This is a genomic window from Mesorhizobium sp. RCAM 05099 (genome assembly GCF_059683685.1).
On the sequence record NZ_CM185035.1, the window covers coordinates 960,591 to 987,568 of the forward strand.

Consider the following 26,978-nt stretch of genomic DNA (forward strand, 5'->3'; position numbering starts at 1 on the left):
CGGACCTTGCCTTGGATCAAGCGCCTATGATGGCAGCGGCCCGGTGTAAGGAAAAACGAGCAGTCGCGTGACGAATGACTGGCGGTAATGCTCACGGGCGAAGATCCTACTGTGTCGTCGCAATGGAGCGCCTGAAAAGGAGCAGGCTCGCTCCGAGAAACGTTATCCCCATTATCAGCACGGTCGCGAACTCCTTCCATACAATTGTGAAATCCGCCCCCCGGGAGACGATCGCCTGCATGAAGCTGACGTAGTGTCGGGAAGGCAGAAACCAGGTTACGTACTGAAGCCATTGAGGTTGGCTCGCGACCGGTGACATGCCCCCCGACAACATCATCATCGGCATGACGACCATCATCATCAGCAGCGCGAACTGAGCCATGGTGCGCGCCAGCGTACCGAGAAAGATGCCGATGGCAGCGGCGGCAAATACGTAGATGGTCGTGCCAAGCATCAGCAACCCGCGCGAGCCAGCTATTGGAACGTCGAGCGCTCCCTCCACGACCAGCAGCAATGAGCAGGCGAATGCGACGATGATCACGAGGCCGTTCGCCCAGACCTTGGCCAGCGCGATCTCAAATGCCGTGAGGGGCATCACCAGGAGATGCTCGATGGTGCCGTGCTCCCGCTCGCGCAACAGCGCCGCTCCGGTGAGGATGATGACCAGCATCGATAGCTCATCTCCCAGGCTTACAATCGACTTGAACCAAGATTGGGTTCCGTCAGGATTGAAGGCGCGACGGATAGCGAGATCGGAGGAGCGCCCCGTTGTCGCTTCGAAATCCTTCCGGTAGCGGTCGACCTCATTCGTCACCATGTTCTGGATATAGCCGGCACCGAGCGAAGCCTGTTGCGAGGCTGTGGCGTCCACATTCACCTGGATTTCAGTGTCACGTCCCTTTCTCGTGTCTTTCTCGAATCCCGGGGGGATGACGACGATGAAGGTGTAGAGCCCCTCGTCCATCGCCCTGTCGATGTCGGCGGCACTGATGGTTTTGACGGTCTGGAAGTACGGCGGATAGAACAACCCGGCGATCGAGCGAGAGAGCCGCGATTGGTCCTCGTCGACAATGCCGATGGCGGCGTTGTTGACAGTCTCTCCGGCGCCGGTCGACTGCAAGTAGATGCTGAAGCCAAACGACCAGATGATGAAGAGGATCATCGTCAGGTCCTTTGCAAGCGCCCGGAGCTCCTTGGTGCCGAGCCAGAAGATGTTGGAGAAGCTCGATATCATCACTTCTCCTGTTTTTTCAGCAGCATCACCGACAGCATAAGAAAGGCCGGGGGGAACAGCGCGAGTGCCACGAGGTCCGTCATCATGTCGCCAAGCCCGAGCCCCTTGGTGAAGGCGCCGACGCTCATGTGCGTGTAGTAGGTCGTCGGCCACAGCCGGCCCATCAGGCGCGCGCCGCCTTCGAGCGTCGAGACGGGCTGCATCATCCCCGAGAATTGCATGGTTGGCAGCATCGACAAGACCGCGCCAGCGAAGACCGCTGTCACTTGGCTCCTGGTGAGGGTCGAGATGAAGAGCCCATAGCCAGTGGCGGCCGCGGTGTAGAGCAGAGCGCCAAGGGCCAGAACCATGCCGTTGCCCTTGAGTGGAACCCCAAACAAGAACAGCACGGTCGCCGTCAGGATGACGAAATTGATCATTCCGACGCCGAGATAAGGCACCTGCTTGCCGATCAGGAATTCCAGCCGGGTGGTTGGCGTCGCATAGAAATTGGTGATCGTGCCGATCTCCTTTTCCCGGGCGACGCTCACCGCCATCAGAATCGCCAGGAACATCATCATCAGCATGGCCGGAAGCGATGGCCCGATGGAATAGATGCTCTCGGCTGTCGGATTGTAGCGGTAGCGGACCTGGAGGGTCGTGGTGGGATCGGATGTGGATGGGGTGCTCGCCTCACGGCTTCTCTGCTCGGAAAAGAGATCGTGCGCCTGCTGCACATATCCCTCGATGGTCGCCGCCCTCGTGGTGTTCGCGCCATCGATCCAAGCCGAGACCTGCCAGTCGGAGCCGCGTTTCACCATGCGGCCGAAGTTCGGCGGGATCTCGATAGCGAGCTCGATCTCGTTGGACTTCAGGCGGTCTTCCATCGCCTGCACGTTCTGGATCGGCGACCGCTCCGTAAAGTAGTTGGAGCTTGAGAAACCGCCGAGATAGGCCCGGCTTTCGGGTGTGTTGTCATGGTCGAAAGCCGCGTAGGTCAGATTGGTCACGTCGTTCGACAAGCCGAAGCCGAAGATCAGCATGATGATGAAGGAGCCGAGGAAGGCGAAGGCGAGCCGGACGGGATCGCGCATGAGCGACAGCATCTCGCACTGCGTGTAGGCGAACAGGCGCCGCAGCGGCAGGAAGCGCGGGCGAGCAGGCGAAGTGGCCCGCGCTTCCTGCCGGACCAGCGACGGAGCTTCCTGCGCGGCCGGCGCGGATCGAGACCCCTCGGCCTCCTCGATATAGGCGATGAAGGCCTCTTCGAGATCGGCGCCGTTCTTGGAGGCGATCACGTTCTCCGGCGCGTCGCACACGAGCACGCGACCCGCATGCATCAACGAGATGCGGTCGCAACGCATCGCTTCATTCATGAAATGCGTGGAGACGAAGATGGTCACGTTTCGGCTTCGCGACAGGTCGACCAGCAGCCGCCAGAATTCGTCTCGCGCCTGCGGATCGACGCCGGAGGTCGGCTCACCAAGTATGAGGAGCTCGGGATCGTGCACGATCGCGACCGCGAGCGAGAGGCGCTGGCGCACACCAAGCGGAAGGGAATTGGCGTCGGCATCCGCGTAGTCGGTCAGCCCAATCCCCTTAATGAGCTTTTCGCTGCGGTCGGCAGCATCGGCTTTGCTCAGATGGAACAGGCGGGCGTGCAGAAGAAGATTCTGGCGGACCGTCAGCTCGCCGTAGAGAGAAAAGGACTGCGTCATGAAGCCCACGCGCCGACGTATCGACAGATCCTTCGCGTCGACCGGGCTGCCGCACACCTCCGCCTGGCCCTCACTCGGTGCAAGCAGCCCGGTCAGCATCTTCATCGTCGTGGTCTTGCCGCAACCGTTGGAGCCAAGGAAGCCGAAGATCTCGCCTTTCTCGATGGTGAAGGAGACACGATCGACCGCGGTGAACTTGCCGAAGCGGCAAGTCAGGCCCTTCGCCACGATCACCGGTTCTTCGGCGCTCGGCTTGCGCGGCGGAATGACAAAGCGCTCCTGTTTGCTCTTTTGCCCTGGCTGCAAGGCGACAAAGACCGATTCAAGATCTTGTTCGCCGGTGGCTTCCCGGAGCTCGTCGGCGGTGCCGAAGGCGAGTATTTTCCCGTGATCCATTGCGACCAGCCAATCGCAATGGCTGGCTTCGTCCATGTAGGCGGTCGAGACAACGACACTCATCGCCGGCCGCTCGCGGCGCAGGTCGGCGATGAGCGTCCAGAATTGTCGCCGCGAGAGTGGATCAACCCCCGTCGTCGGCTCATCGAGAATAAGGAGGTCGGGATCATGGATGAGCGCGCAGCACAGTCCCAGCTTCTGCTTCATGCCGCCCGAGAGCTTCCCCACGGGGCGGTCGAGAAAGGGCAGCAGTCCCGTTGCGCCCGCGAGCTGGCGAATGCGCATCTCCCGCTCAGCCGCGGCAAGACCAAACAGCGTGCCAAAGAAAGCAAGGTTCTCCGCAACGCTTATCTCCTGGTAGAGGTTCTTGCCGAGCCCCTGCGGCATGTAGGCGATGCGCGTGCAAACCGCCCGGCGATGTCTGGCATTGGCCATGCTGCCGTCCAGAACCTGGACCGTCCCGATCTGCAGCTTCCGCGCGCCGGCAATCAAACCAAGCAGGGTCGACTTGCCAGCGCCATCGGGGCCAATGAGGCCCGTCATCCGGCCACTCGGCAGGTCGAACGACACGTTGTCCAGCGCCAGGACCTTGCCGTAGGCATGGGTCACGCCGGAGATCCGGGCAATCTGGCCAGCCGGTGCCGCCATCGTCATTCTCCGGCGTCGACGGGATCGCCGGGGAAACGTTTCTGCAGGGACTCCGGCCAGTCGGGCGGGTTCGGGTCGAGTCGTACATAGCCGGTGCCCCTCGCCCCGGTCTTTACCTGCTCGATGTGATCGTCAACGAGGCTCGGCGGAATGCGCAGCTTGACCCGGAACATCAACTTGTCCCGCTCGCTGCGCGTCTCGATCTGCTTCGGGGTGAACTGGGCTTCGGGCGAGACGAAGCTCACCTTGGCGGGCACGGCGAAGTCGGCGCCGTCGAACTGGATGCGAGCTTGCGAGCCAACGGGAACCCGCATGGCCTGCTCGGAGGTCAGATAGATCTCCATGTATATCTCCGAGAGATTGACGATCGTCAGAACCTTGCCGCCGGCGCTGACGACTTCGCCGGGATTTGCAAGGCGATAGAGGACGCGGCCCTTGACTGGTGTTGCGAGGGTCGCGTCGGCGATCTGGGCATCGGTCTGGTCCACCAAAGCTTTCGCCGCATCGATCGAGCGCTCCCTGGCGGTCACATTCTTTTCCGCGGCCTCAACGATGGCGCGCGCGGAATCGCGTTCGCTCTGGTACTGATCGCGTGTTTGCTGGCTGAGAGCGCCTGTATCGACGAGTGTGAGGGCCCGGCGGAGGTTGGCCTCCTTGAGCATTAATTCGGCCTGCCGCTGAGCCACCGTCGCCTTCGCCTCGAGCATCGAAGCTTCCTCGGAGGTCTGATCGGCGACATACTTGGCACGCTCGGCCAGAAGTTCCGTGGTATCGATCCGGGCGAGGATCTGCCCGGCGGAAACGAGGTCGCCCTCTTCGACGAGCACGTCCCGTACGCGACCGGCGGATTTCGCCGAGATGTCGACCTCATCGGACTCGATCCGACCGTTGCCCGATACCAGCCCATCCGGCAGCTTTCCTTGCTGGCTCTGCCACCAGTACCAGGCGCCACCAGCGCCGGCCGCCAAGATCAGGACAAAGATCAGAACACTCGTCGTCGATGGGCGGCGGATCTTCACTCGTGCTGCTCCTACAAGGCGGAAATCGGAGTGAGCTCTTGATCCAGCTCAAATCCTGATTTTTCCGGAACCGAATCGAAAACGACTTTCTGAGAAAGACCGCCGCCATGGCGGTTCTCCAAGGTCACGGTCCCGCCGTACCGTTCGATAATTTCCTTCGCGATGGCCAGACCAAGGCCGGCACCTGGAATTGATTGCCAGCGGCCTGGGTCGACGCGAAAGAACGGCTCGAACGCCTTGTTCAGCAGCTCGTGCGGGATGCCCGGTCCGCGATCGGCAATGCTGAGGACGACGCGACCGTCCGCGGCGGCAAGCGAAACGCAGCAACCCTTGCCATGGGTGGCCGCGTTGACGATGAGATTGCGCAGGGCTCGGCGCAGGCCAAGCGCGCCTGCCCTCACCGAGACCTTGTCCAAATTGCCGGTCGTCACCGCGTGACCAAGCGAAACCATCTCGGTCTCGATGTCACGCACCAGCCTTTCAAGATCGACAGATTCGACGGCATCCCCCGCAACCTCCTCGCGCACCAGCCGGATGGCGCTGTCGGCGATACGGTCAAGTTCCTCGAGATCGTGCAGCCATTTCTCGCGTTCCTCCTCCGCCAGGAATTCGACACGCAACCGCATGCGCGTCATCGGCGTTCGCAGATCGTGGCCCGCGGCTGCGACCAGCCGCATGCGGCTTTCCATAGCCGCCTTGAGCCTGGTCGAAAGCTGGTTCAGTGCGCGTGCGGTGGCTCGCACCTCGCCGGAGCCTTCCTCCGGCAGCGGCGCAAGAACTCCATCCAGTCCGATGCGCGCGGTGGCGGCTTCCAGCATGACCAGTGGCTTCGTCAAAACCGTCGCGAAGTATAGCGACACCGCTGTGGCACCAAGCACAATCAAGGTGATCCAGCCAGCCAGCACCAACCAGCGGTCGGCCGGCGGCGAGAAATCCGGGATATCGACGGCCATCCAGCGGCCGTCCGGCAGTTGCACCGAGGCGACCATGCCTTGCTTACCTGCGACGCGGACCACGACGGCTGGAAAATCCGCACCGCTGTGTTGAAGTGCTCGGGCAAGAAAATATGTTGCGCGTTCGTCTTCCTGCCCGCTTGCCGGCCGAGTCCCAAGCTCGATCCGCAGATCGTCGGCGCTGGCGACATGGCTCGGGAGCGACTGCGCCAGAAGCCTGATCTGTCGTGCAACCGGCTCGATGGTCGATTCCGGCGTTGGAGGCCCAACCACACTGACGACCGCAAACGTCGCCAACGCGACCACCCCGACGATCGCCGCCACCAGAAGCAGCGCAATCCGCGCTCTGAGAGAACTCATGCCCGCTCGTCCAAGGTCTCGACGCGCACGGTCATCTGGTAGCCGCCATTGCGCACAGTCTTGAAAAGGGGCGCCGCCGCATCTTCGCCAAGCTTGCGCCTAAGCCGGCTCATCAGCACATCGACGGAGCGATCAAGAGGTTCCCGCTCGCGGCCTTGCGTGAGATCCAGAAGCTGGTCGCGCGACAGAACCCGACCCGGCCGGTCGACAAAAACCTGAAGCAGATCAAACTCCGCACCGGTCAGGTCGATTGTCTCGTCTCTCACATTGGCGACACGGCGGATGCCTGGCTCCATCGTATAACTGGCGAAGCGGTAGACCCGGGTAATGGCAGGAGCCTGGTCGTGCGACGAGCGCCGCAGCACCGCGCGGATGCGTGCCGTCAACTCGCGCGGGTTGAATGGCTTGCCGAGATAATCATCGGCGCCGAGCTCAAGTCCGACGATGCGGTCCACATCCTCCTTCAGTGCCGTCAGCAGTATGACAGGGACATGCGGTTTGCTGTCACGCAGGGCGCGGCATATATCGAGGCCCGAGCCATCGGGCAGCATGACATCGAGCACGATCAGATCGAACTGCCCTGTGATCAGCTGTTGCTCGCATTCGCGCCGGTCCGCCGCGACTGAGACACGGAAACCCTGGCCGTCGAGATAGCGACCGAGAAGCGTCCTGATCTCGCGATCGTCGTCGACGACGAGAATCTGTGGTTGTGGCTGCATTGCCTAGTCTGCCCGATGCCGTTTTGCCTGTTCTTTGCCGGGTTATAGGGCGAGCTGTGGGAGTGCGGGACGGAAAATTGCAACGGAATGTTTCCAGACAGGGCACAGAAACATTCTGTAACAAATCTCCCTTTTTCAGCAACCTTCGGAAATAGACCGAAGCAAATGGGAAAAAAACGCTCCCTATCCTGCTGCTACGTTGCATGTTGGAAAGGAATACATCATGCGGAGCAGGTTTTTCGCGCTTGATCTCTTTTCCGTGGCGGGGATTCATCCCGCGCTGGCGCGGCAGTTTGAACTCGCGGCCGCATCCGGCGACGGTCCGCCGGCCGTCGGGGCCGAACAGATTGACGCGTGGCGCGACCATACCGGCGCGCTGAAGGCGGTGCTGGCGCTGCCGCGGCCTGACCATGGTCCTGGGGGCTCCGGGGAGCGCGAGCCCGACGCTGGCGCGGCCGGCGCTGAAAGCAACGCCGATGCCCGCGATCCTTTCGCCTTTCAGGAAAGGCTGGTCGACGATCTCACCAGACGTGCTGCTTCCGCGGGCAGGCTGAAGGACGCAATCGCCGCGCTGCGCACCAAGCTGACGCCCGAACAGCTCGAAATCCTTGCTTCGGCGGAACGACCCCAGGGACCACCTCCCGGCGGCCCCTTGGACAATCCGCCGGGCGATGCAGCCGGCCCCAGAGGCCTGCCCAGTCCTGGCAGGCAGCTCCCACCCCCCCAACCCCGGATAGGTGAGCAACTCTGAGCGGCTGCGCCGGCCGGATCTGCTGCGTATCGCTAAATGATCCGGCCGGTTCCTTTCCCGAAACGGCGGCCCATCCGAACGGATGGGCCGTTCGAAACCAGGAAAATCGAAAGCACAAGAATGTGGGAAGCCCTGATGATGGTGCGGTTGATCGCATCCATCGCTCCGACTTTTTCGAACGGCAGCGGAGCCAGCGTAGCGCCGGTGACCCTGCCGGCGGAGACGCTCAAAGGCATGATCCGGCTGAGCTTTGCCGCGTACCGCCTGTCACTGCCGCTTTCCGACCACCGAAACGAAACCAGAAATCATGATCAGAAAATTGCGTAAGGGATACCTTGTCCTGGCGGGCGTGTTGATTGCAGTCGCGGCGCTCAAGGCCTATGGCCGCGGTGCGGCCGACCCCGCGGCACAAACGGTTGCGCCCGCGCAGGCCGCCGCGTTGACAGTCTCGGTCGAGAACGTGCGTCCCGAGCTCATCGCTTCCTCGATCAATGCCACGGGCACGGTTGCGGCCTGGCAGGAAGGGGCGATCGGCGCGCAAGCCAGTGGTTTGCAATTGACCGCGGTGCTGGTTTCCGAAGGCGATCAGGTGAAATCAGGCGAAGTCGTCGCGCGGCTGGACGCCTCGCTGTTGAAAGCGGAACTGGCCGAGCAGAAGGCTGCGGTCACGCAGGCCCAGGCGACATTGGACGCGGCCATATCGGCGGCCGCCCGTGCCGACAAGCTGCTGGCGAGCAAAGCGGTCAGCGCCGAGACGGCAGAGGATAAGGCGACGGCGGTCAAGACCGACCGGGCGCAACTGGAGCAGGCTGAAGCCGTCGCACAGAAATTGCAGGCGGAACTCGATCAAACGACGATTCGCGCGCCCTTCGACGGCATCGTCTCCAGCAAGCCGGCGGTCGCCGGCTCGATCGTTCAAACCGGCACCGAGCTCATGAAGATCATGCGTGACGGCAGGCTGGAGGTCGGTGTTCTCATTCCGGAAAAGGACCTGCCGGCAATTGCGGTTGGCCAGTCGGCCACCATCGTCGACGCGGCGGGGCGCACGACAAAAGGGGCGGTTTCTTCCATCGCCGAGACGGTCGACTCGACGACGCGGCTTGCCACCGTCCGTGTCTCCCTGGGCGAAGGCTCGGGCCTGAAACCGGGCATGTTCGCGCGTGTATCGATCGCAACCGCGGCTTCGCCGCAACTGAGCGTCGCCGAGGCCGCCCTGGTCTGGCATGACGGCAAACCTGCCGTCTTCGTCGTGGGCGACGGTGGGAAGGTCAGTGCGCGCGCTGTCTCGACCGGCATGCGCCAGAGCGGCCGGGTGGTGGTCGAAGCCGGCCTGTCGGAAGGCGACAGCATCGTGGTTGCCGGCGCCGGTTTCCTCAACGACGGCAATCTGGTGCGCATCGCCACCAGGAGGCGGATGCCGGCGATGCCGCGACCGCCAGGAATGTTCCCCGATGAACGCCATTTCCTCCTGGTCGATCCGCAACCCGGTTCCGACCATCGTGCTGTTCCTGTCGCTGACGATCGCCGGCCTGTACGGCTTCATGCAGCTGCGCACCAACAACATGCCCGACATCGACCAGCCCACGGTCACCGTCACGGTGACGCAGTCGGGCGCCGCTCCAAGCGAGATGGAGGTTCAAGTCGCGCAGGTGATCGAGAATGCCGTGGCGAGCCTCGAAGGCGTCGACGACGTCTCGACTTCGATCAGCGAAGGCTCTTCGGTCACCACCGTCGAGTTCACACTCGACACAAACTCCGAGACGGCCGCCAACGACGTCCGCAATGCCGTTTCGGGCGTACAATCCAGCCTGCCGGCCGCCGCCCAGACACCGGTCGTGGCCAAGGTCAACGCGACAGGCAATTCGGTGCTGACCTATGTGGTCGAGGCGCCGACCATGTCTCCCGACCGACTGAGCTGGTACATCGACAACGACGTAGCCAAGGCCATGCTCGGCGTCGACGGCGTCTCCAAGATCACCCGTTCGGGCGGCGTCGACCGGGTCATCCGGGTCGAGCTCGATCCCGATCGGCTTGCCGCGCTCGGCATCAGCGCCGGCGATGTCAGCCAGACGCTCGCATCCAACAATGTCAACCGGCCGGGCGGCCGCACTGCCATAGGCGGCCAGGAGCAGTCGGTGCGTACGCTCTCCAGCGCCGCGACCGTCGAGGCGCTGGCCAATACACGCATCGCGCTGACCGGAGCAGGCGACGTCAAACTCTCCGATCTCGGCACGGTGGTCGACAGCTGGGAAAAGCCGCGCCAGGCGGCCTATCTCGACGGCAGAGAGGTCGTCGCTTTCAACATCTACAGGTCCGTCGGGTCGAGCGAGATCGACGTGGTCAAGGCCGCGCGCGCCGCGATCACCGGAATCGGCTCCAGGACCACCGATGCAAAATTCACCGAGGTCACGTCCTCGTCAGGTTTCGTCCAGGAAAGCTACGATGCCGCGTTTGAAGCGCTCTGGCTCGGCGCGCTGCTCGCCATCGGCGTGGTCTGGCTGTTCCTGCGCGACATCAGGGCGACGCTGGTATCGGCGGTCGCCATGCCATTGTCGCTGATCCCGACCTTCGCGGTGATGGCGGCCTTCAACATCTCGCTCAACAACATCACTCTGCTCGCTCTGTCGCTGGTGGTCGGCATTCTGGTCGACGACGCCATCGTCGAGATCGAGAACATCGTGCGCCATATGCGCCAGACCGGCAGCAGCGCCTATCAGGCGGCGATCGAGGCTGCCGACGAAATCGGCCTTGCGGTGGTTGCGACCACCGCGACCATCGTCGCCGTGTTCCTTCCGGTGGCTTTCATGCCCGGCATTCCCGGAAAATTCTTCTTCTCCTTTGCCGTCGCCGTCTGCGTGTCGGTGCTGTTCTCGCTGCTGGTCGCGCGCATGCTGACGCCGCTGATGGGCGCCTATCTGGTGCGCGCCGGCGCTCACAGCGAGGACGACATGCCGGCCTGGGTGCCGACTTATCTCTGGCTGCTGCGCGGCGCGCTCAAACACCGCTGGATCACACTTGTCGCCGGCATCGCCTTCTTCGCTGGCTCAATGATGCTGGCGACGAAACTGCCGACCGAATTCATGGCCGCCGCCGATCGCGGCCGTTCGGTGATCTCGGTCGAGCTGCAGCCGGGATCGACCATCGAGCAGACGGCGGCTGTCGTGCAAGGCATCACCAGCCGTCTCGAGAAAGAGCCGGCGGTCGACAGCGTCTTCGCGACCATCGGCACAGCGGCCACATCGGGCGGCGGACCGAACCGGGGATCGACATCGGCCGAGGTGCGCACCGCCACCGTAACCGTCAATCTGAAGCCGCGCGCCGAACGCACCGCCAGCCAGCAGGCGTTCGAGGCCGAAGCCTCGCCGAAGCTCAACGACATCCCCGGGGCCCGCATCCAGTTCGGCGCCGATGGCTTTTCGGGAGCCAAGGTGTCGGTCACGCTGGTCGGCGATGATGGCGAGGCGCTGCAGAAGACGAGTGACGCGTTGATGGACGAGATGAAATCGATCCCGGGTCTCAGCAATCCAACCTCGACGGCGGCGACCACCAAGCCGGAGCTGATCGTGCGCCCGGACAGCGCAAAGGCTGCTCAGCTCGGCATCACGCCGACCGAGATCGCCGATACGGTGAAGATCGCCACCCTTGGCGATACCGACACCAGCCTGCCGAAATTCAATCTCGGCGATCGCCAGGTGTCGATTGTCGTGACACTGCCTGATGGAGCTATCGACGATCCGTCGAAACTGGCTGTCCTGCCGCTGACCGGTACGAAGGGCGTAGCGCCGCTCGGCGCGGTCGCCGACATCAGCTTCAGCGCCGGGCCCAACAGCATCGCACGGGTGGATCGCAGCCGCAGCGCCACCATCGAAGCGAATCTTTCCGGCATCACGCTCGGCGAAGCGACCACGGCAATCCGCGCTCTGCCGGTCATGCAGAACTTGCCGGACGGCGTGCACGAACTGGCGCGTGGCGACGCCGCTCGCATGCAGGAATTGTTTGCCGGCTTTGCCACCGCGATCGCCGCCGGCATCCTCCTGATGTACCTGACGCTGGTCCTGCTGTTTCGCAGTTTCGTGCAGCCGGTGACCATTCTGGTCGCGCTGCCGCTGTCGGTGGGCGGCGCGCTCGGCCTGCTTTTGATCACCGGCAAGGCGCTTGGCCTGACACCCCTGATCGGCCTGCTGATGCTGATGGGTATCGCGGCGAAGAACTCGATCCTGCTCGTCGAATATGCGCTGGTGGCACAGAAGGAACGTGGCCTGGGCCGCTTCGAGGCGCTGATCGACGCTGCCCGGAAGCGTGCCAGGCCCATCGTCATGACATCCATCGCCATGGGCGCCGGGATGCTGCCGATCGCGCTTGGCATCGGCGCCGATGCCGAGACGCGGGCGCCAATGGCGATCGCCGTGATCGGCGGGCTGCTGTCCTCGACCATGCTCAGCCTGGTCTACGTGCCGGTGGTCTACACTTTCATGGACGACATCCAGCGCTTCCTCGCCCGCCACCTGGGCAAGCTGCTGGTGGAACCACCCGATGCCGGCAGCCAGGCGGCGAGCGCAACTCAAGGAAAAGATCGACCAGACAATGCCTATCCAGCCTGACCGGTCCCCGCAGTCGGGCCCGGGGCGTCGCTGTGCGCCCCGGGCCGCAATGCTCGCCTCGCCCTTCTGGCGGCTTGCATCGGCGTCATGGGCGGCATGATCGCGGCGACGGTGATCGGCGTGTTCCTGGTGCCGCTGCTGTTCGTGACGGTGCGCCGCATCTTCAGGGGCGGGGCGGCCAGGCAGGATGCCGCGACCGACACCGGGCCCGAGGCGACGATCCATGACAATTGAGGGTAAGGGTATGACGGGTGATGATATCGCCAGCAGGGGGGCCTCGGCGCAGATCAGCAGCGCACCGGCAAGACGCGCTGTCGGGGCGCGGCTGATCGTCGTGACGCTGACGGCAACGGCGCTCGCCGGCTGCGTCGTCGGCCCGGACTACCAGAAGCCCTTGCTGGCGATGCCGGCAAGCTGGAGCGGTCACAGCAAGGCAACGCCGGCCAAGCCGGCGCAATTGTCGAAATGGTGGCAGCGGCTGCGCGATCCCGAGCTGAACACGCTCGTCGACGAGGCGGTTGCCGGGAATCTCGACGTCGCCACGGCGAAGGCCAAGATCCGCGAGGCGCGCGCCAGCTATCGCCAGAGCAGCGCGGCGCTGTTCCCGTCACTCGACGGCTCCGGCTCGGCCACCCGCAACAAGTCGGCCGCGACCACGTCGGGCTCGAGCGCCGTCTACAGCGAATATCAGGCCGGCTTCGACGCCAGCTGGGAACTCGACCTGTTCGGCGCCAACCACAGGAGCGTCGAGGCCGCCCGCTATGGGCTGGACGCGTCCGAGGAGGAGCTCCGCTCGACCCTTTTGACCCTGGTGGGCGATGTCGCCTCGTATTATGCCCAGGCGCGCGGCTATCAGGCCCGCGTCGCGCTTGCCCGGCGCTCGGCCGCATCGCAAAGGCAGACCGCCGAACTCACCCGCACCATGGCGCAGGCCGGCACCGCGACGGCGGCCGATGTGGCGAAAGCCATGGGCCAGGCAAGCAGCACCGAAGCCGATATCCCGACGCTGGAGGCAAGCTATGCCGAGGCCGTGCATCGTCTTTCCGTGCTCACCGGCCGTCCGCCGGCGGCGCTGAGCGAGCGGCTGAAGCGCGGCGCCCCGATCCCGGCGCCGCGGCTGCCGATGCCGACCGGCATTCCCGCCGACATCCTGTTGTCGCGCCCCGACGTGCGCATGGCGGAACGGCAATACGCGCAATACACCGCCAAGATCGGCCAGGCGGAGGCGGCGCGCTATCCCTCGGTCAGCCTGACGGGGGACATCAGCACTTCCGCCTACAAGCTTGGCGACCTCGGCAAGAATTCGTCGATCGGCTGGTCGTTCGGGCCGACGCTCAGCGTGCCGGTGTTCAATGCCGGGCAGTTGAAGGCCGCCGTCGAGGTCGCCGAGGCCCAGCGCGATCAGTATTTCATCGCCTACCGGTCATCGGTGCTGAGCGCGCTCGAGGATGTCGAGAATGCGCTCGTGCTTCTGTCGCAGGAGCGTATCCGGATCGGCAAGCTTGCCTCGTCGGCGAAATCCTACGGCGAGGCGGCACGCATCGAAGGCACGCTGTTCAAGGCCGGCGAGACGAGCCTTCTCGACGTGCTCGACGCCCAGCGCTCGCTCTACTCGGCCGAGGACACGCTGCTGCAAAGCCGCGTCCTGCTGGCGACCAACTACATCGCCCTCAACAAGGCGCTCGGCGGCGGCTGGGACGGCGTCGTCGACACCACGACGCCCGAGATCATCGACGTCAAGACCGGGCCACGGCTGGCGTCGAAAGCCGTGGCGCAGTGAACAAAATGAACCGTCAATCAGAGGAGAGAGAAATGGCCGACAACGGCTCGAAAGACGCAATTATGAAACTCACGGCTGACGTGGTTTCCGCATATGTTTCGAACAACCTTGTTCCTGCAAGCGAACTTCCATCCTTGATCAACCAGATCTACCAGTCCTTCGATCTGCTGCGATCCGATCATTCAACCCAGGCTGAAATCGAGCCGTTGAAGCCAGCGGTTCCAATCCGGAAATCCATCACGCCGGATTTCATCATCTCGCTGGAGAGCGGCAAGAAGTTCAAATCCCTGAAGCGCCACCTGCGCGTGAGCTACGGCCTGTCGCCGGACGAGTATCGCGCAAGATGGGGCCTGCCCTCCGACTATCCGATGGTCGCTCCAAACTACGCTGCATCGCGCTCACTCCTGGCAAAGAAATTCGGCTTGGGACTAAAGCCGCAGGAAGCGAAAAGACCCGCGGCCAGGAAAACGAGAGAGCGCAAAACGAGCGTGGCGGAGAGGTTGTGACGATCAGGAAGGGAAATTCCGTCCTCTGTCAGTCGCCGCTTTGAACCGACGATCCGAGGGGGGCATGATGTTCCGGTGGGCGCGGTCTCGACAGATCCCAGATAACGGTGCGCGCAAACGCGTGGATCGATCGGGACGACGGTCTGGTCACAACAACGAACCAACTGCTGGCGAACGCGACGCAAGTCCGCACGACATGGCCAGTGAGACGATTGTACCCAAACCCGTTGGGCGTTCGTCGCACAACCGGCGTCGGATCATCGGCATTCAGATCGTTCTACAGGTTTTGTTATCCGTTGTGTTGATTGGCTGCGTGTCGAGTCAACGCATCCCCTACCAGGCCGAAGACGCAGGAACTGCCGAAATCAACGGCTTTCACCAGATACGCACGAACCTGGACGCGCAATCCGACACGCTGGCCGAGCCGCCCCCGCGAAAATCTTCTTCGTTGAAGATCGAGATGAACTATCTCGTCATTTCCGGTGGTGGATCAGGCGGAGCGTTCAGCGCTGGCGTGCTGAAAGCCTGGTCCAATACCGGCAGGCGACCGCAATTCGACATCGTAAGCGGCGTCAGCACCGGGGCTCTCATCGCACCCTATGCCTTTCTTGGATCTTCCTACGATGATGTTCTTGTCGATCTCTACACCAGCGGTGTCGCCAAGGACCTTGTCGATGCGAAGTGGCTGCCAAGGGGGCTCCTGGGAACGAGTCTTCTGAAACAGCAGCCGCTTCGCCGGCTGATTGAAACCCATGTAACCGGGGATATCCTGAAGGCTGTCGCCGCCGAGCACCGAAAGGGCCGCCGGCTGCTCGTGTTGACCTCCAATCTGGATTCCCAACGTGCGGTCGTCTGGGATATGGGCGCGATCGCGGACAGCGGCGAGCCCAATTCGCTGAGGCTGTTCCAGGATGTCCTGATGGCTTCGGCCAGCATTCCGGGGGTCTACCCCGCCGTTCTGATAAAAGCCCATTCCGGCAAGCGCAGCTTTGAGGAAATGCACTCCGACGGTGGCTCAGGATCCCAGATCCTGACTGTCCCGGAAAGCCTCATGACGTCGGCAAAGCTGACGAAAGCGCGACCAGGAATTCGGCTCAACATGTATGTGCTCGTCAACAATGCCTTGATGCCGGAGTTTTCCACCGTGACAAACAGCACGCTCTCGGTCATGGCGCGCGCCTATGCGATTCAAATCAAATCGCAAACGCGAAGCGCGCTGCTGGCAAGCTACATGTATGCACAGCGCACCGGCATCCATTTCCATGTGGCCTCGATCGACAGACAACTCAGCTACTCAGTGCTTGACCCTTTCAACACCGAGTACATGCGCGCGGTCTTCAACATCGGGTATTCGGAAATGATTGCGGGCACCTTGTGGAAGGACAAACCGGTGTTCTCGCCCGCCGATTAGAAAATGCCACGGCCGTCGCGGCATCCAACGCGCGCCCTCCATTGCTGGGGCATTGCCGCGTCCCGGTTGCCGCGCGGTTCCTGATCGTGGGCGGATCTGTGGCTGGCCTCCGCACAAGCATCCTTGGACAGAACCGGAAACACATCGTCACAAAAAACGGGTCGGCAGCAACATTCGGATACGTATGGAAATAGCCGGGAAAATTTCATAAGCGAATCTAGGCATGGAATCACTTCGTCGCCTGTTCAGAAAGTTCTGAATATCACGAAGCGGGGGCTCATGCGCTATCCGGACAGCAAAGCCAGAACTGCGAAAGACATTTTTCCTTTTCGGTCGGCACGCATGGCGCTTTCGTTAATGGCTCCACTTGGCCTCGGATATCTGTTTTCGGTGCTTGGCCTGCCAAATGCTGAAGCAGCGGACCGTAAACCTCTGGAAAAGCAGGCACCGAGCGGCGCTGAACGCATAAAGCTTGGTCTCAACAAGGCTCTGGTCCTAGACATTCCGACGGACGCCAGCGACATTCTGGTCGGCAATCCTTCCGTTGCGGATGCTGTCATGCGTACACCGCGGCGTGTGTACCTCTTTGGCAAGCAGGTTGGTGACACGAACATCTTCGTGTTCGACGCCAATCAGCAACAAGTCGCCAATATCAATCTGGTCGTCGAACGGGATGTGACAGGGCTGGAGGCCTATTTAAAGCGCTTCATTCCCAGCTCGAAGATCACCGTCGAACTTCTGAACGACAATGTTGTTCTGAGCGGAACTGTCGAGACACCCTTGGACGCCTCCCGTGCGGTCAGTCTCGCAACGATATTTGTCAGCGGCGGCGAAGCGACGACCGGGCAATACTCACAGACCGCGGTCGGCGGGTCCGCGGACGGTGGAGCGACCATCAACAATCCGGACAGCGAACGGCGGGAAAGCAAGATCGTGAACCTGCTCTCTATATCCGGCGAGGATCAAGTTACCCTGAAGGTGACGGTGGCGGAAGTCAGCCGCGCGGTGGTGAAGCAACTCGGCGTAAATCTGAGCGCTTCAGGCACAAGCAACGGTATCAGCTGGGGTGCAATTAGCGATAACCCCTATGGTCTTGGAAAGTCACTGTCCAGCTCGGGCCTCAGCATCAGCACCTCGGCATTGGACGCCTCGGTCAACGCGATGGAACAGGCTGGCGTCATGAAGACGCTCGCTGAACCCACATTGACCGCGGTTTCAGGTGAGAAGGCGACCTTTCGGGTCGGCGGGGAGTACAACATTGTCAGCAATGCATCAACCAGCGATGGGAAGACTGACTACACTGTTGAAAAGGTCGAGTATGGCATTGGACTCGAATTTCAGCCTGTCGTGCTTTCCGCCGGCCGCATCAGCCTCAAGATCCGAACGCAGGTGTCCGAGCCGACGCTCGAGGGATCTGTTTCGACCTCCGGCAGCAGTACCGTGGATGATAGCGGCAACAAAACCTACACCCCAGGCTCAAACATTCTGTCCATTCGCAAACGCCTGGCCGACACGACGGTCGAACTGCCGTCCGGTGGGGCCATGATGATTGCAGGCCTGGTGCGCGATGACGTTCGCCAGGCGGTGAGCGGATACCCCGGACTTTCAAAGATTCCGGTGCTTGGAACGCTGTTTCGCAGCCGGGACTTTGTGCGCAATGAAACAGAACTCGTGATTATCGTGACGCCGTACCTGGTGCGTCCAGTGCCTGCCAAAGACCTGTCCAAGCCAGACGACAATTTCAGCGCCGCAGGTGACACCGCTGCGATGTTCATGGGCGAGGTGAACAGGCTATATGGTGGGGGCGATGCCAAGGTTCCTGATCAAAAATACCATGGAACGATCGGGTTCATCTACAAATGAAGGCCGGAACGGCGTTAGTTGCCAAGACACCGCGCGCGTGGCCTTGGACGCGTTTGTGGACTGGCATCGTCCCTGGGCGTCACATGCTGCGCTCATGGTCGGGCCGAACCAAGGGTCAGAAACACCGGGGGCACCAGCAGATAAGGCTCCACAATAGTGTCAGACCAGCAGTGTCAGCTTGTCCAGGCCCGGCCCCGGCCAATCGTGGCCTCCCAGCAGGATTGCCAAAGTGATGTCGTGCCTTTGGCTGCCAAGATGCTTCTTGGCCTGTTGCGTGCTGCTTGCTGCTTCATGCCTGACCGTCTCCGCGCGGCAAAGCCGCACTGATGACGGCGAGATACGCGACGGGGGTTGGTTTCTCGCTCAGGCGCCCAACAACCAACGCGAGCCAGCAGTCCGTCAGGACGTACCGGCACCGCCGCAGGGCACGCCGGTACTCCCAAATGGAGCCACTTCCATTTCCGAGGTCTATGGCGCCTGGACTGTTCAGTGCAGGATTATCAGGAACGAAAAGATTTGCACATTCAACCAGGTCCTGACGAACCAGGCTACTGAACAGGTTGGATTTGCAATAGACCTGCTCCCGTCGGAGGGCGGGGTGTTGGGCCATGTTCTGTTGCCCCTGGGGATACGGCTCGCGGATGGGCTCGTGTTGCAGGTGGACACGCATGATCCTGCCTCGAAGCTTCAGTTCACCCATTGCGTCGCCACAGGATGCATTGCCGCCGTGCAATTCAACGACGCCAACATCAAGGCGCTGGAAGCAGGAACAAGGCTCGCCGCGCGGGTTACGGTCGAAACCAGCGGCCAGCCGCTCACCTTTCAAATTTCACTTGCCGGCTTTGGGGCGGCATTGGCGCGTACGTCGCAATTGCAGCAATAGGTATCCCTTCGACATTTCCTCGGCATGGCAGCCCCGCTGCTGCTTCATGCATCATGAAGCTCGCCGGAGGCTGCCCCGCTCCGCACAGTCGGCAATCGCGGGAAAGTCACGGGAGGTTCCTCGCTTCCCGGCAGATCGGCAAGGTTATCCGCAGTCGATCAGAACCAGGAAAGCGAAGCTTACTCTTACAATGTTGGAACGGAGTGTGGATTTTACAGCGAAAAGCACTATTTGTGATCGGCGGCATGGGGAAATCAAACTCGTTAGAACCGTCCGATACAATAAGAGGAAAACTGTATGAGCACTGCTCCCGAACAACTCAGCCAATCGGATACCGTGTCGATAGCTGCCGATATCGTCGCCGCCTACGTGTCGAACAATCCCCTGCCGGTCGGCGAATTGCCGAAACTGATCGGCGATATCCATGCCGCCCTGCAAGGGCTCGGCACGCCGGTGACGGAACCTGCGGCCAAGCAGGAACCGGCGGTACCGGTCAGGAAGTCGGTGACGCCAGACTTCATCATCTGCCTGGAGGATGGAAAGAAGTTCAAATCCCTGAAGCGCCATCTCGGAGTTCACTACAATCTGAGCCCCGAGGAATACCGCCAGAAATGGAACCTGCCCGCAGATTATCCGATGGTCGCGCCGAACTACGCGGCTACTCGCTCCGCCTTGGCGAAATCAATAGGGCTCGGTCGCAAGGCGGCGCCGCCCGCAGCAGCAGAAAAGCCAAAACGGGTTGCTCGCGCGGCAGCAGCGACGACAAGCGCGGCGTCGATCAAGTCGCCGGCGAACAAAGCGCGCAAGGCACCCGCCAAAGCGTAGCGCGCCGCATCCGGCAGAGATGCCAGGCAGTGCCGAATCTGAACATGGCGAAGCCCCGGCTTTTGCGGCGGGGCTTCGTGTCAGACCGGATTGTTCGGGGGCGTGATGGGATCGCGCAAGGCGAAGACGGTCACGGTCCTGTGGGCATGGCTTGAACGAACCGACGGGAACGGCCACGGGGTGACCATGCCCGCCACGTCAGCCGCCCAAAAGACGCTTCGCTGCTCGACCGAAGACTGTCGGTCCGCACCTCGACCATGAGGGCGCTGGCAAACCGAGCGCTTGCCAAGGACGGCGGCCACCAGGCTGGCAAACACCCTGGCGATTTCCTGTCAAAAATGGATTGATAGATGTGTTGAGACCGAAGGAGAGGGCGCCCCGTCCCCCCTCGTCCTCCTCCGTATTTTGCCTGGTGATCCCGCGGCGGTAACGCTTCACGTATGGTGAGCCACTGCCACGACTGGCCGTCCCCATAGGCTACTGGTGCCCGGGCCAAGACGGCAAGGAAACCCTTCGTTACAAAATTGGTTTCCGCAGAAACATTCAGAAAAACGCCGAAATACGCTGGAAACTTATCGCCGATATCCTGCGTTATTAATAGTTCAGCTTTTCTATGGTATACGAAAATGACAATAATATATAAGCGTATTGTTTCGAAAATAAAACATATCGCCTATTGGGTATGCCACCCGTTGCTATGGATGGCGTTGCAGATTCCGAGTAATTCAATTCGTTCTGACCTGGTCATTTCGCGCGGCGCGCCATGACTACCGCAACAGACGGCTCGATGCTCATGGCCTTTCCGGACAGCTTCGGACGCGTCGGCAAATCAAATCAATAGCGGTGCGGTTTCGTGCAGGACTGCAAACTGATCGTGCTCAATAATGTTGAGACCGGACGCGAAGACGAATGCAACGACTGGTGCTCCGACGAGCGTCTCGACGACGCGCTGCAGGTTCCGGGAATTGTCAGCGCTCAACGTCTGCGTTGCACCGAGCTCCAAGGAGATTTGGGTTCGCATCGCCGGGCCTACATGGTGGTCTATGAGTGCGAGGCCGAAGACATCAGGCAGGTTATCGACAGGTTGAAGGCGCGATCGGGCGCCGAGGGCAACAGCGCCGCGCGCGAAGCCCTCCACATCAGTTACTTCGAGCCCTCGACAGACTTGAAGCGGAAGACTGCGCTTCATCAAGGTTCTGCAGTCAGGGGAGCCCAGCTTTCCGCGGAGAAGAATCCGCCTTTGACGCCGGCGAATGCAGCCCGGAACTCCGAAGCTGATCCGACGCAACAGCGAAGGGTCGACCTTGGGTCGATGCGGGTAGAAGACTGGGCGGGTCCGGTTGCCGGGCCAACCTACCTCGAGGCAAACCTGCAGATTCCAAGATCGACGTTGCATCGCTGGCAGCGACGCAACCAGGTCATTGCATTGCGCAAGGGTCTTGGCAGGCATGTATTCCCGCTGGCCCAGTTCGTTGATGGCAGGCCGGTCTCAGGAATATCTGACGTGCTTGCGCTGGCAAAGCATCCAAGGCTCGCGTGGTCGTGGCTCATACGCCCGTCGCCTCATCTCGACGGTCGCATCCCCGTCGAATTGCTCAGAGAAGACATGGTCGCGGAAGTCCTGCAAGCCGCCCGCCTTTCTTGCTAGGCGAGGCCGTGCGCGTAGCCGAGCACGCGGCCTTCACGGGCGCGAAATCCCTCTCAAGAGATGGCTCGATGATCCGCGCCGGCGGGGACAGGACCAGCAACTCCTCCTGACGGTCCAACGGACGCGCGATTCCAAGACGAGGTCGAGACAGGCGGCCTTGCCCGTGCGCTTCAGCGCCGTCGGCGAACCGACGTTCCATCCAGGGCCGGTGCATACTGATGCCATCCCCTTATTGGCGGCGAGGCGGCGCGAAGCCGACAACGACGAGCAGTCTGGCCATCGGCGGGGTGATCCGCGCCACTCCTCGCGCATGAGGTCACGTCGGATGGCGGTTATTTCTTCCCAGTGGTGGGGCCATTCGCCCACAGTTCTGCTTTCTCGGCGCCCGCACCTTGAAGCATGCCAGCCTCTCATAAGATCCCGGCCCAGCCAGGTCTCAACATCACCCCCGCCAGCCCTCGGAAAATTGTCTGAGAAGGAAGCTGGATTTCCTGGCGACATCCATGAAAACCCGACGGCAATTCATTTGAAAGATCGTATCTTCTGTGCCGTGTGTCTCGCATGTGCCATTCGTACAAGTAGTTTCATACGTATTGAATGTATCACGTGTCGCAAATTGTTGTATAATCGGTGACATTTAGGCAACATGTACGCGTTAGATTTGTAAGTCACGCTCCATTGTCGAAAAGTATACATTGAAGAATCGTCCCCCATGCGCAATTCCTTGTGAAGAGGCGGTGCGTCGCGCCGCTTCTAGGAGTGGGGATTGAGGCGGAAGATTTTTGCCGGCCCCTTAAACTTTTGACTGGAGATCAAAAATGAACATCAAGAGCCTTCTTCTCGGCTCCGCTGCGGCCCTGATCGCAGTTTCCGGTGCGCGCGCCGCCGACGCTGTCGTCGTCGCCGAGCCGGAACCCGCTCAATACGTCAAGATCTGTGACGTCTACGGCGCTGGCTACTTCTACATCCCCGGCACCGAAACCTGCCTGCGCATCGGCGGCTATATCCGCTACGACATCGGCGTGGGCGATCGCGAAGGCGTGCAGAACGTCACCGATCACCAGGACGGCAGCAGCAACGACACCTACTGGAAGCAGGCTCGGTTCACGCTGAAGACCTGGACCGGCCAGGAAACCGAACTCGGCACCTTGAAGACCTACACCGAGACCCGCTTCAATTTCGGCAACAGCAGCGGCGACTATTCCGACCAGACCTCGGACAACGCCGATCACTGGCAGGCTCGGAATTCAAGCGTTACCCTGAACTTCGCCTGGATTCAGCTCGGTGGTCTGCGCGTCGGCAAGGACGAATCGGCCTTTGATACCTTCATCGGCTACGCTGGCAACGTCATCGACGACACGATCGTCGGCTATGGCTCGTTCGACACCAATGCCATCCAGTACTATTTCGACGCGGGAAATGGCCTGTCATTCGTGGCCTCGCTGGAAGAAGGCTCGGGTGATTATACGATCGACAGCTATGTCCCTCATGTCGTCGGCGGTGTGAAGTATACGCAGGGCTGGGGCGCCATCACCGGCGTGCTTGCCTATGACAGCAACTACGAGGAAGTGGCCGGCAAGGTTCGCTTGGATGTGAACGCCACCAATGAACTGGCGCTGTTCGTTATGGGCGGTTATGGCACCGACAAGAACAACGACACCAACTTCTACAAGCTGTGGGACGGCAACTGGGCGATCTGGGGTGGCGGCACCTACAAGATCAACGAGAAAACCTCGTTCAACGTTCAGGCTTCGTATGATGAAGGCAAGACCTTGGGTCTGGTTGCCAACGTCGCCTACGACATCGTTCCGGGCCTCACAGTTACGGCCGAAGTCGACTACTACAACAAGGCAGACAGCATCTACCACGCCAGCGACGATGGCCTCGGCGGTATCCTTCGCTTCCAGCGTTCCTTCTAGGTTCAATCACTTTGTTCGGCACGGTCCGCAGCGCAAGCTGCGGACCATTTTCCTGTGACTTACTCAGCGGTGACATTGAGCGGCCTCGCCCTCCACGGCCACAACGCTGCCGCCGGCGAGCGCATGGTTCGCCATGGCCGATTCAAGGGGACGTTGGTTCGTCAACGTCCGCCGATCCGGCATCGGCGCCTTCCCGCGCGGCGAAGGCGACCGTCGTCGGACCCGCCGCGTCCGCCAGATGTTATGGCCGACATCGCGGCGAAGCTATCCTGCGGAACTTCGTGAAGCCAGAATCTGATGCGCTCAGATGTCGGCCGGGTTCTATTTCATCGCGATTGGCGAAGGCCACAGGCTGGTGCAGGGTCCCCAGGGACACGGGGAATGGCGGAGAGGGAGGGATTCGAACCCCCGATGGGCTTGCACCCATGCCGCATTTCGAGTGCGGTGCATTCGACCACTCTGCCACCTCTCCGCGGTCATGGTCGGCCGTTGCCGGCGCGGCGCACTAGATAACGGCTGAACGGGCAGGTTACAAGGCCAAATCGGCCAGTTATTTGGCTTGCCTGACAGGCAGCGGATTCACGCCGGTGTTTGCCGGTCACGGGCACCGCACAGGCGGCCCTGGCGGTCATCGCCGCACGCTTTTCTCCAGGGCGCCACGGGCCTTGCCGTTGTTCTCGCCGGAAAGATCGCCCCCGAGGGCAACACTTTGTGGGGGGCGTGCTGACACGGCCGGCCCGTGCCGCCAATGACAGTCTCGGCAACGGCGCGGCCGTTTGCCTTGACTCGCACTCAACCTTCGGTTAGGGACAGCGCGCAATCGGCGTGGAGGGTTCTTCCGCGCCGCTTGTTTTTTGAACCCGCAGACTGACAAAAAGACGGCCGAACCGCCAGAGGCGGTTCATTGAGGCCGACCGAACAGCGAAAGGCAAAAAATGTTCGCAGTCATTAAAACGGGTGGCAAGCAGTATCGCGTTGCCGCCAACGATCTCCTGAAGATCGAAAAAGTCGAAGCCAAGGTCGGCGATATCGTCGAGATCGGCCACGTGCTCGCGCATGGCGAGGGTGAAAATGTCACGTTCGGCGCGCCGTTCGTCGATGGCGCTCTCGTCACCGCCGAAGTCGTCGAGCAGGGCAAGAACCGCACGGTCATCGCTTTCAAGAAGCGCCGCCGTCAGAATTCGCGCCGCAAGATCGGCCATCGCCAGCTTCTGACCACCGTGCGGATCGCCGAGATCCTGCTGGGTGGCGCGAAGCCCGCGAAGAAGGCCGCCGTGAAGGCGGAAGCCAAGGCTGAGGTTGCTCCCGAGGCGAAGGCCGAAGCCGCGCCGAAGGAAGCCAAGTCCAAGAAGGACGCTTCTCCGAAGGACGAAGCGAAGGCCGAGACCACCGCGACGCCGCTGTTCAAGGCGCCGAAGGGCGAGCCGGACGACCTGACCGTGATCAAGGGCATCGGCCCGGTCGCCGCCAAGGATCTCGCCGAGCAGGGCATCATCACCTTCGCCCAGCTTGCCAAGCTGACTGAGAAGGATGTCGCCAAGATCGACGAGCACATGCCGTTCAGCGCCGACCAGATCAAGGACTGGCGCGAACAGGCCAAGGAACTGGCGAAGAAGTAGTTTTTCCGGCGAAACATCAGCCGGATCGGACTTGAAACGGAACGCGAACGCGTTCATAAGGCCTTTTAGGCGCCTTGCGGCGCAACGGAGTTAGTTAGATGGCACACAAGAAAGCTGGCGGCTCGTCGCGCAACGGTCGCGACTCGCATTCCAAGCGTCTGGGCGTGAAGAAGTTCGGCGGCGAAGCCGTCATCCCGGGCAACATCATCATTCGTCAACGCGGCACCACGTGGCATCCCGGCGTCAATGTCGGCATCGGCACGGACCATACCCTTTTTGCGCTCGAAGCTGGCGCCGTGATGTTCAACAAGAAAGCCAACGGCCGAACCTACGTATCGGTCAACCCGATTACCAAAGCCGCGGAGTAGCCGGTTCCGCACCAGAACACCGGCGCCCATCTCGGGAACCGGTGTCTGGCAAAGCCAGGAAAAGGATCAGGGGAGATGGGTTTCCATCTCCCCTTTTTCTTGTGCCTGGAGGACTTTCAAATGGTTGCCGAAGCGGAAGACTCAGAAGACGAAAGTTACGCGATAGACTGCCCGGTCCTGGTTACCGAGCGGCTGGTAATGCGGGCGCCGCACGAAGGCGATATCGCGCAACTGGTCGAACTTGCCGACAATCGTCATGTCGCCGAAATGCTGGCCCGGATGCCGCACCCCTATGGCGAGGCCGAGGCGCGCGCCTTCCTCGCCATGACCAAGTCGCGCCGGGCCGGCATTGCCTATGCGTTGACGCTGGCCGGCACCGACACCTTCGTCGGCTGCGCCGGTCTCAACACCACCGATCGCGGGCTGGAACTCGGTTACTGGATCGGCGAGCCCCACTGGAAGCGCGGCTATGCGACGGAAGCGGCGCACGCGCTGGTCGACCTCGCCTTCCAGAGAACCTCGATCCAGGTGCTGCACGCCTCGACGCGGGTCATCAATCCGGCCTCGCGCCGGGTGATCCACAAATGCGGCTTCCAGTATGCCGGCCAGGGCATGTTGAACTCGATCGTCGCCGGCCAGGTGCCGGTCGAGCGCTACCGGCTCGACAGGAAGACCTGGACCAGCCTGCGCAACTGGGTCCACTTTTGATGTGTGCCGATATTCAGGTGAGGCCGACCTGACCTGAAACACATCGGGGTGCGGCTCGAACAAGTGATAAGTCAGTTGCGGGCCAAACTGGGTTCAATCCATTTCGACCCACACCGGCAGGTGGTCCGAACCGACCGCCTCGCGGTCGACCCACAGGCGCTTCAGCGATTTGGCAAGCGAAGCGCTGGTGAAGACGTAGTCGATGCGCTTGTGGCGGCTGGCATTGGCGGGTTGTTTGGGATCGACCCAGGAGACGAGATCGTCGCCAGCGACGTTGAGGCGCAAGGCGGCATCGACGGCAAAGTCGGCGGTCAGCGGCATGCCGAATTCGTGATCCGGCCGGCCGGCGAGTTCGACATATTCGGGCGATCCGGCCAGCATGTTGAAATCGCCCATGCCGACAAAGGCTTCGGGATGGGGCAATTCCGGCAGGCCGATCTCGGCGACGCCGGACAAGGCGCCGCCTTCAAGCGCATAGTTCAGCAGGCGCTGGCGCAGGAACTGGATCTGGCTGGCGCGTTCGACCGGGCTGCGGTGATCGAGATGGATGGAATAGAAGCGGATGAAACCAAGCGGTGTCTCGATCAGTGCCTCCAGCGCGCCACGCTGGAAATTCATGACCTCGAAGCTGCGGCTGCGCGGCAAAAGCAGATTGCGCGACAGATGAATGGGCGTCTTCGACAGCACCATGTTGCCGAGCTGGAAAGTGCTGGTGACGGCGCGGCCGTTCTCGATACGCGAGCCGATATTGGCCTCGAAATTGCTGCCATAGACGGCGAAATAGTCGGGCAGCGCTTCGCCGATCTCGGCGACCATATCGCGCCCGCCATTCCTGGGATTGTTGCGGGTCACCTCCTGCAGCGCGATCACGTCGGCGCCGCGCACGGCGTCGGTGACGCGCCCGACATCATAGCGGCCGTCGAGGCCGATGCCGTACTGGATGTTGTAGGTTACAAGCTTCATTCCGACATCACTCCGGCCGATCTCGCGCGGCCCCTGTCGCAAAACGTCCTCGCCCTTGGCCGCGCCTTGGTTTAGAGCAAGGCCCAAGGTTTAGAGCAATGCCGCAA

21 protein-coding genes, 1 tRNA gene and 1 pseudogene are annotated in these 26,978 nt (G+C 61.8%); 16 read left to right on the top strand and 7 right to left on the bottom strand.

Annotated elements, in window-relative coordinates; genetic code table 11:
• Positions 1 to 106: 106 nt before the first annotated feature.
• The 5 genes from AC56QQ_RS04695 to AC56QQ_RS04715 form a co-directional block, all read right to left on the bottom strand.
• Positions 107 to 1,234 carry an ABC transporter permease gene (locus AC56QQ_RS04695; RefSeq protein ID WP_497125754.1) on the bottom strand — a complete coding sequence of 376 codons (1,128 nt, stop codon included), beginning with the start codon at positions 1,232 to 1,234 and terminating at the stop codon, positions 107 to 109.
• Positions 1,234 to 3,981 carry a ribosome-associated ATPase/putative transporter RbbA gene (gene rbbA / locus AC56QQ_RS04700; RefSeq protein WP_497125755.1) on the bottom strand — a complete coding sequence of 916 codons (2,748 nt, stop codon included), beginning with the start codon at positions 3,979 to 3,981 and terminating at the stop codon, positions 1,234 to 1,236. The genes AC56QQ_RS04695 and rbbA overlap by 1 nt, the downstream gene beginning before the upstream one ends.
• Positions 3,978 to 4,943 carry an HlyD family secretion protein gene (locus tag AC56QQ_RS04705; RefSeq protein WP_497125756.1) on the bottom strand — a complete coding sequence of 322 codons (966 nt, stop codon included), beginning with the start codon at positions 4,941 to 4,943 and terminating at the stop codon, positions 3,978 to 3,980. Before AC56QQ_RS04705 ends, rbbA begins: the two co-directional genes overlap by 4 nt.
• 62 nt (positions 4,944 to 5,005) lie before the next feature.
• Positions 5,006 to 6,307 carry an ATP-binding protein gene (locus tag AC56QQ_RS04710; RefSeq protein WP_497125757.1) on the bottom strand — a complete coding sequence of 434 codons (1,302 nt, stop codon included), beginning with the start codon at positions 6,305 to 6,307 and terminating at the stop codon, positions 5,006 to 5,008.
• On the bottom strand, positions 6,304 to 7,026 hold the full coding sequence (locus tag AC56QQ_RS04715) for a response regulator (protein ID WP_497125758.1): 723 nt from the start codon (positions 7,024 to 7,026) through the stop codon (positions 6,304 to 6,306). Before AC56QQ_RS04715 ends, AC56QQ_RS04710 begins: the two co-directional genes overlap by 4 nt.
• A gap of 223 nt (positions 7,027 to 7,249) precedes the next feature.
• On the opposite strand from AC56QQ_RS04715, the gene AC56QQ_RS04720 reads away from it, so the two are divergent.
• The 13 genes and pseudogenes from AC56QQ_RS04720 (at position 7,250) to AC56QQ_RS04780 (ending at position 23,213) form a co-directional block, all read left to right on the top strand.
• Entirely contained in the window at positions 7,250 to 7,777 is a 528-nt protein-coding gene (locus tag AC56QQ_RS04720; RefSeq protein WP_497125759.1) for a hypothetical protein, read from the top strand.
• 120 nt (positions 7,778 to 7,897) lie between these two features.
• Positions 7,898 to 8,104 (top strand): hypothetical protein, encoded by a 207-nt coding sequence (locus AC56QQ_RS04725; protein WP_497125760.1) that lies wholly within the window; start codon positions 7,898 to 7,900, stop codon positions 8,102 to 8,104.
• A pseudogene (locus tag AC56QQ_RS04730) lies at positions 8,085 to 9,116 on the top strand (efflux RND transporter periplasmic adaptor subunit); the annotation flags it as partial. The gene AC56QQ_RS04725 and the pseudogene AC56QQ_RS04730, both read left to right, overlap by 20 nt.
• Positions 9,117 to 9,228: 112 nt before the next feature.
• Positions 9,229 to 12,378, top strand: a complete 3,150-nt coding sequence (locus AC56QQ_RS04735; protein WP_497125761.1) for an efflux RND transporter permease subunit — start codon at positions 9,229 to 9,231, stop codon at positions 12,376 to 12,378.
• Positions 12,379 to 12,465: 87 nt separating this feature from the next.
• The gene (locus AC56QQ_RS04740; RefSeq protein WP_497125762.1) at positions 12,466 to 12,612 is read left to right on the top strand and encodes a hypothetical protein; all 147 of its coding nucleotides are present in this window, start codon (positions 12,466 to 12,468) and stop codon (positions 12,610 to 12,612) included.
• A 10-nt stretch (positions 12,613 to 12,622) separates the two neighbouring features.
• Positions 12,623 to 14,158: an efflux transporter outer membrane subunit gene (locus AC56QQ_RS04745; RefSeq protein ID WP_497125763.1), complete on the top strand. Its 1,536-nt coding sequence runs from the start codon at positions 12,623 to 12,625 to the stop codon at positions 14,156 to 14,158.
• 32 nt (positions 14,159 to 14,190) lie between these two features.
• On the top strand, positions 14,191 to 14,664 hold the full coding sequence (locus tag AC56QQ_RS04750) for a Ros/MucR family transcriptional regulator (RefSeq protein WP_497125764.1): 474 nt from the start codon (positions 14,191 to 14,193) through the stop codon (positions 14,662 to 14,664).
• A 196-nt stretch (positions 14,665 to 14,860) separates the two neighbouring features.
• Entirely contained in the window at positions 14,861 to 16,075 is a 1,215-nt protein-coding gene (locus AC56QQ_RS04755) for a patatin-like phospholipase family protein (protein WP_497125765.1), read from the top strand.
• A 279-nt stretch (positions 16,076 to 16,354) separates the two neighbouring features.
• Positions 16,355 to 17,938 (top strand): type II and III secretion system protein family protein, encoded by a 1,584-nt coding sequence (locus tag AC56QQ_RS04760; RefSeq protein WP_497125766.1) that lies wholly within the window; start codon positions 16,355 to 16,357, stop codon positions 17,936 to 17,938.
• Between the two features lie 274 nt (positions 17,939 to 18,212).
• Positions 18,213 to 18,821: an invasion associated locus B family protein gene (locus AC56QQ_RS04765; protein WP_497125767.1), complete on the top strand. Its 609-nt coding sequence runs from the start codon at positions 18,213 to 18,215 to the stop codon at positions 18,819 to 18,821.
• Between the two features lie 297 nt (positions 18,822 to 19,118).
• Positions 19,119 to 19,646, top strand: coding sequence for a Ros/MucR family transcriptional regulator (locus tag AC56QQ_RS04770; protein WP_489858309.1), 528 nt, complete (start codon positions 19,119 to 19,121; stop codon positions 19,644 to 19,646).
• Between the two features lie 853 nt (positions 19,647 to 20,499).
• Positions 20,500 to 21,294: an antitoxin Xre/MbcA/ParS-like domain-containing protein gene (locus AC56QQ_RS04775; RefSeq protein WP_497125768.1), complete on the top strand. Its 795-nt coding sequence runs from the start codon at positions 20,500 to 20,502 to the stop codon at positions 21,292 to 21,294.
• 818 nt (positions 21,295 to 22,112) lie between these two features.
• Positions 22,113 to 23,213, top strand: a complete 1,101-nt coding sequence (locus AC56QQ_RS04780; RefSeq protein ID WP_489858307.1) for a porin — start codon at positions 22,113 to 22,115, stop codon at positions 23,211 to 23,213.
• A gap of 382 nt (positions 23,214 to 23,595) precedes the next feature.
• Here AC56QQ_RS04780 and AC56QQ_RS04785 read toward each other — a convergent pair.
• Positions 23,596 to 23,685 (bottom strand) — tRNA-Ser (locus AC56QQ_RS04785).
• Between the two features lie 463 nt (positions 23,686 to 24,148).
• Here AC56QQ_RS04785 and AC56QQ_RS04790 point away from each other — a divergent pair.
• The 3 genes from AC56QQ_RS04790 to AC56QQ_RS04800 all read left to right on the top strand — a co-directional run bounded on the left by AC56QQ_RS04790 (position 24,149) and on the right by AC56QQ_RS04800 (position 25,908).
• A complete protein-coding gene (locus tag AC56QQ_RS04790) occupies positions 24,149 to 24,832 on the top strand; it encodes a 50S ribosomal protein L21 (protein ID WP_497125769.1) in 684 nt (227 codons plus the stop codon).
• 98 nt (positions 24,833 to 24,930) lie between these two features.
• Positions 24,931 to 25,200 (top strand): 50S ribosomal protein L27, encoded by a 270-nt coding sequence (rpmA, locus tag AC56QQ_RS04795; protein WP_091578900.1) that lies wholly within the window; start codon positions 24,931 to 24,933, stop codon positions 25,198 to 25,200.
• Positions 25,201 to 25,320: 120 nt separating this feature from the next.
• Complete coding sequence (locus AC56QQ_RS04800) at positions 25,321 to 25,908, top strand: GNAT family N-acetyltransferase (RefSeq protein WP_497125770.1); 588 nt, start codon at positions 25,321 to 25,323, stop codon at positions 25,906 to 25,908.
• A gap of 93 nt (positions 25,909 to 26,001) precedes the next feature.
• On the opposite strand, the gene AC56QQ_RS04805 is transcribed toward AC56QQ_RS04800, so the two are convergent.
• Positions 26,002 to 26,871 (bottom strand): endonuclease/exonuclease/phosphatase family protein, encoded by an 870-nt coding sequence (locus tag AC56QQ_RS04805; RefSeq protein ID WP_497125771.1) that lies wholly within the window; start codon positions 26,869 to 26,871, stop codon positions 26,002 to 26,004.
• Positions 26,872 to 26,978 lie beyond the last annotated feature (107 nt).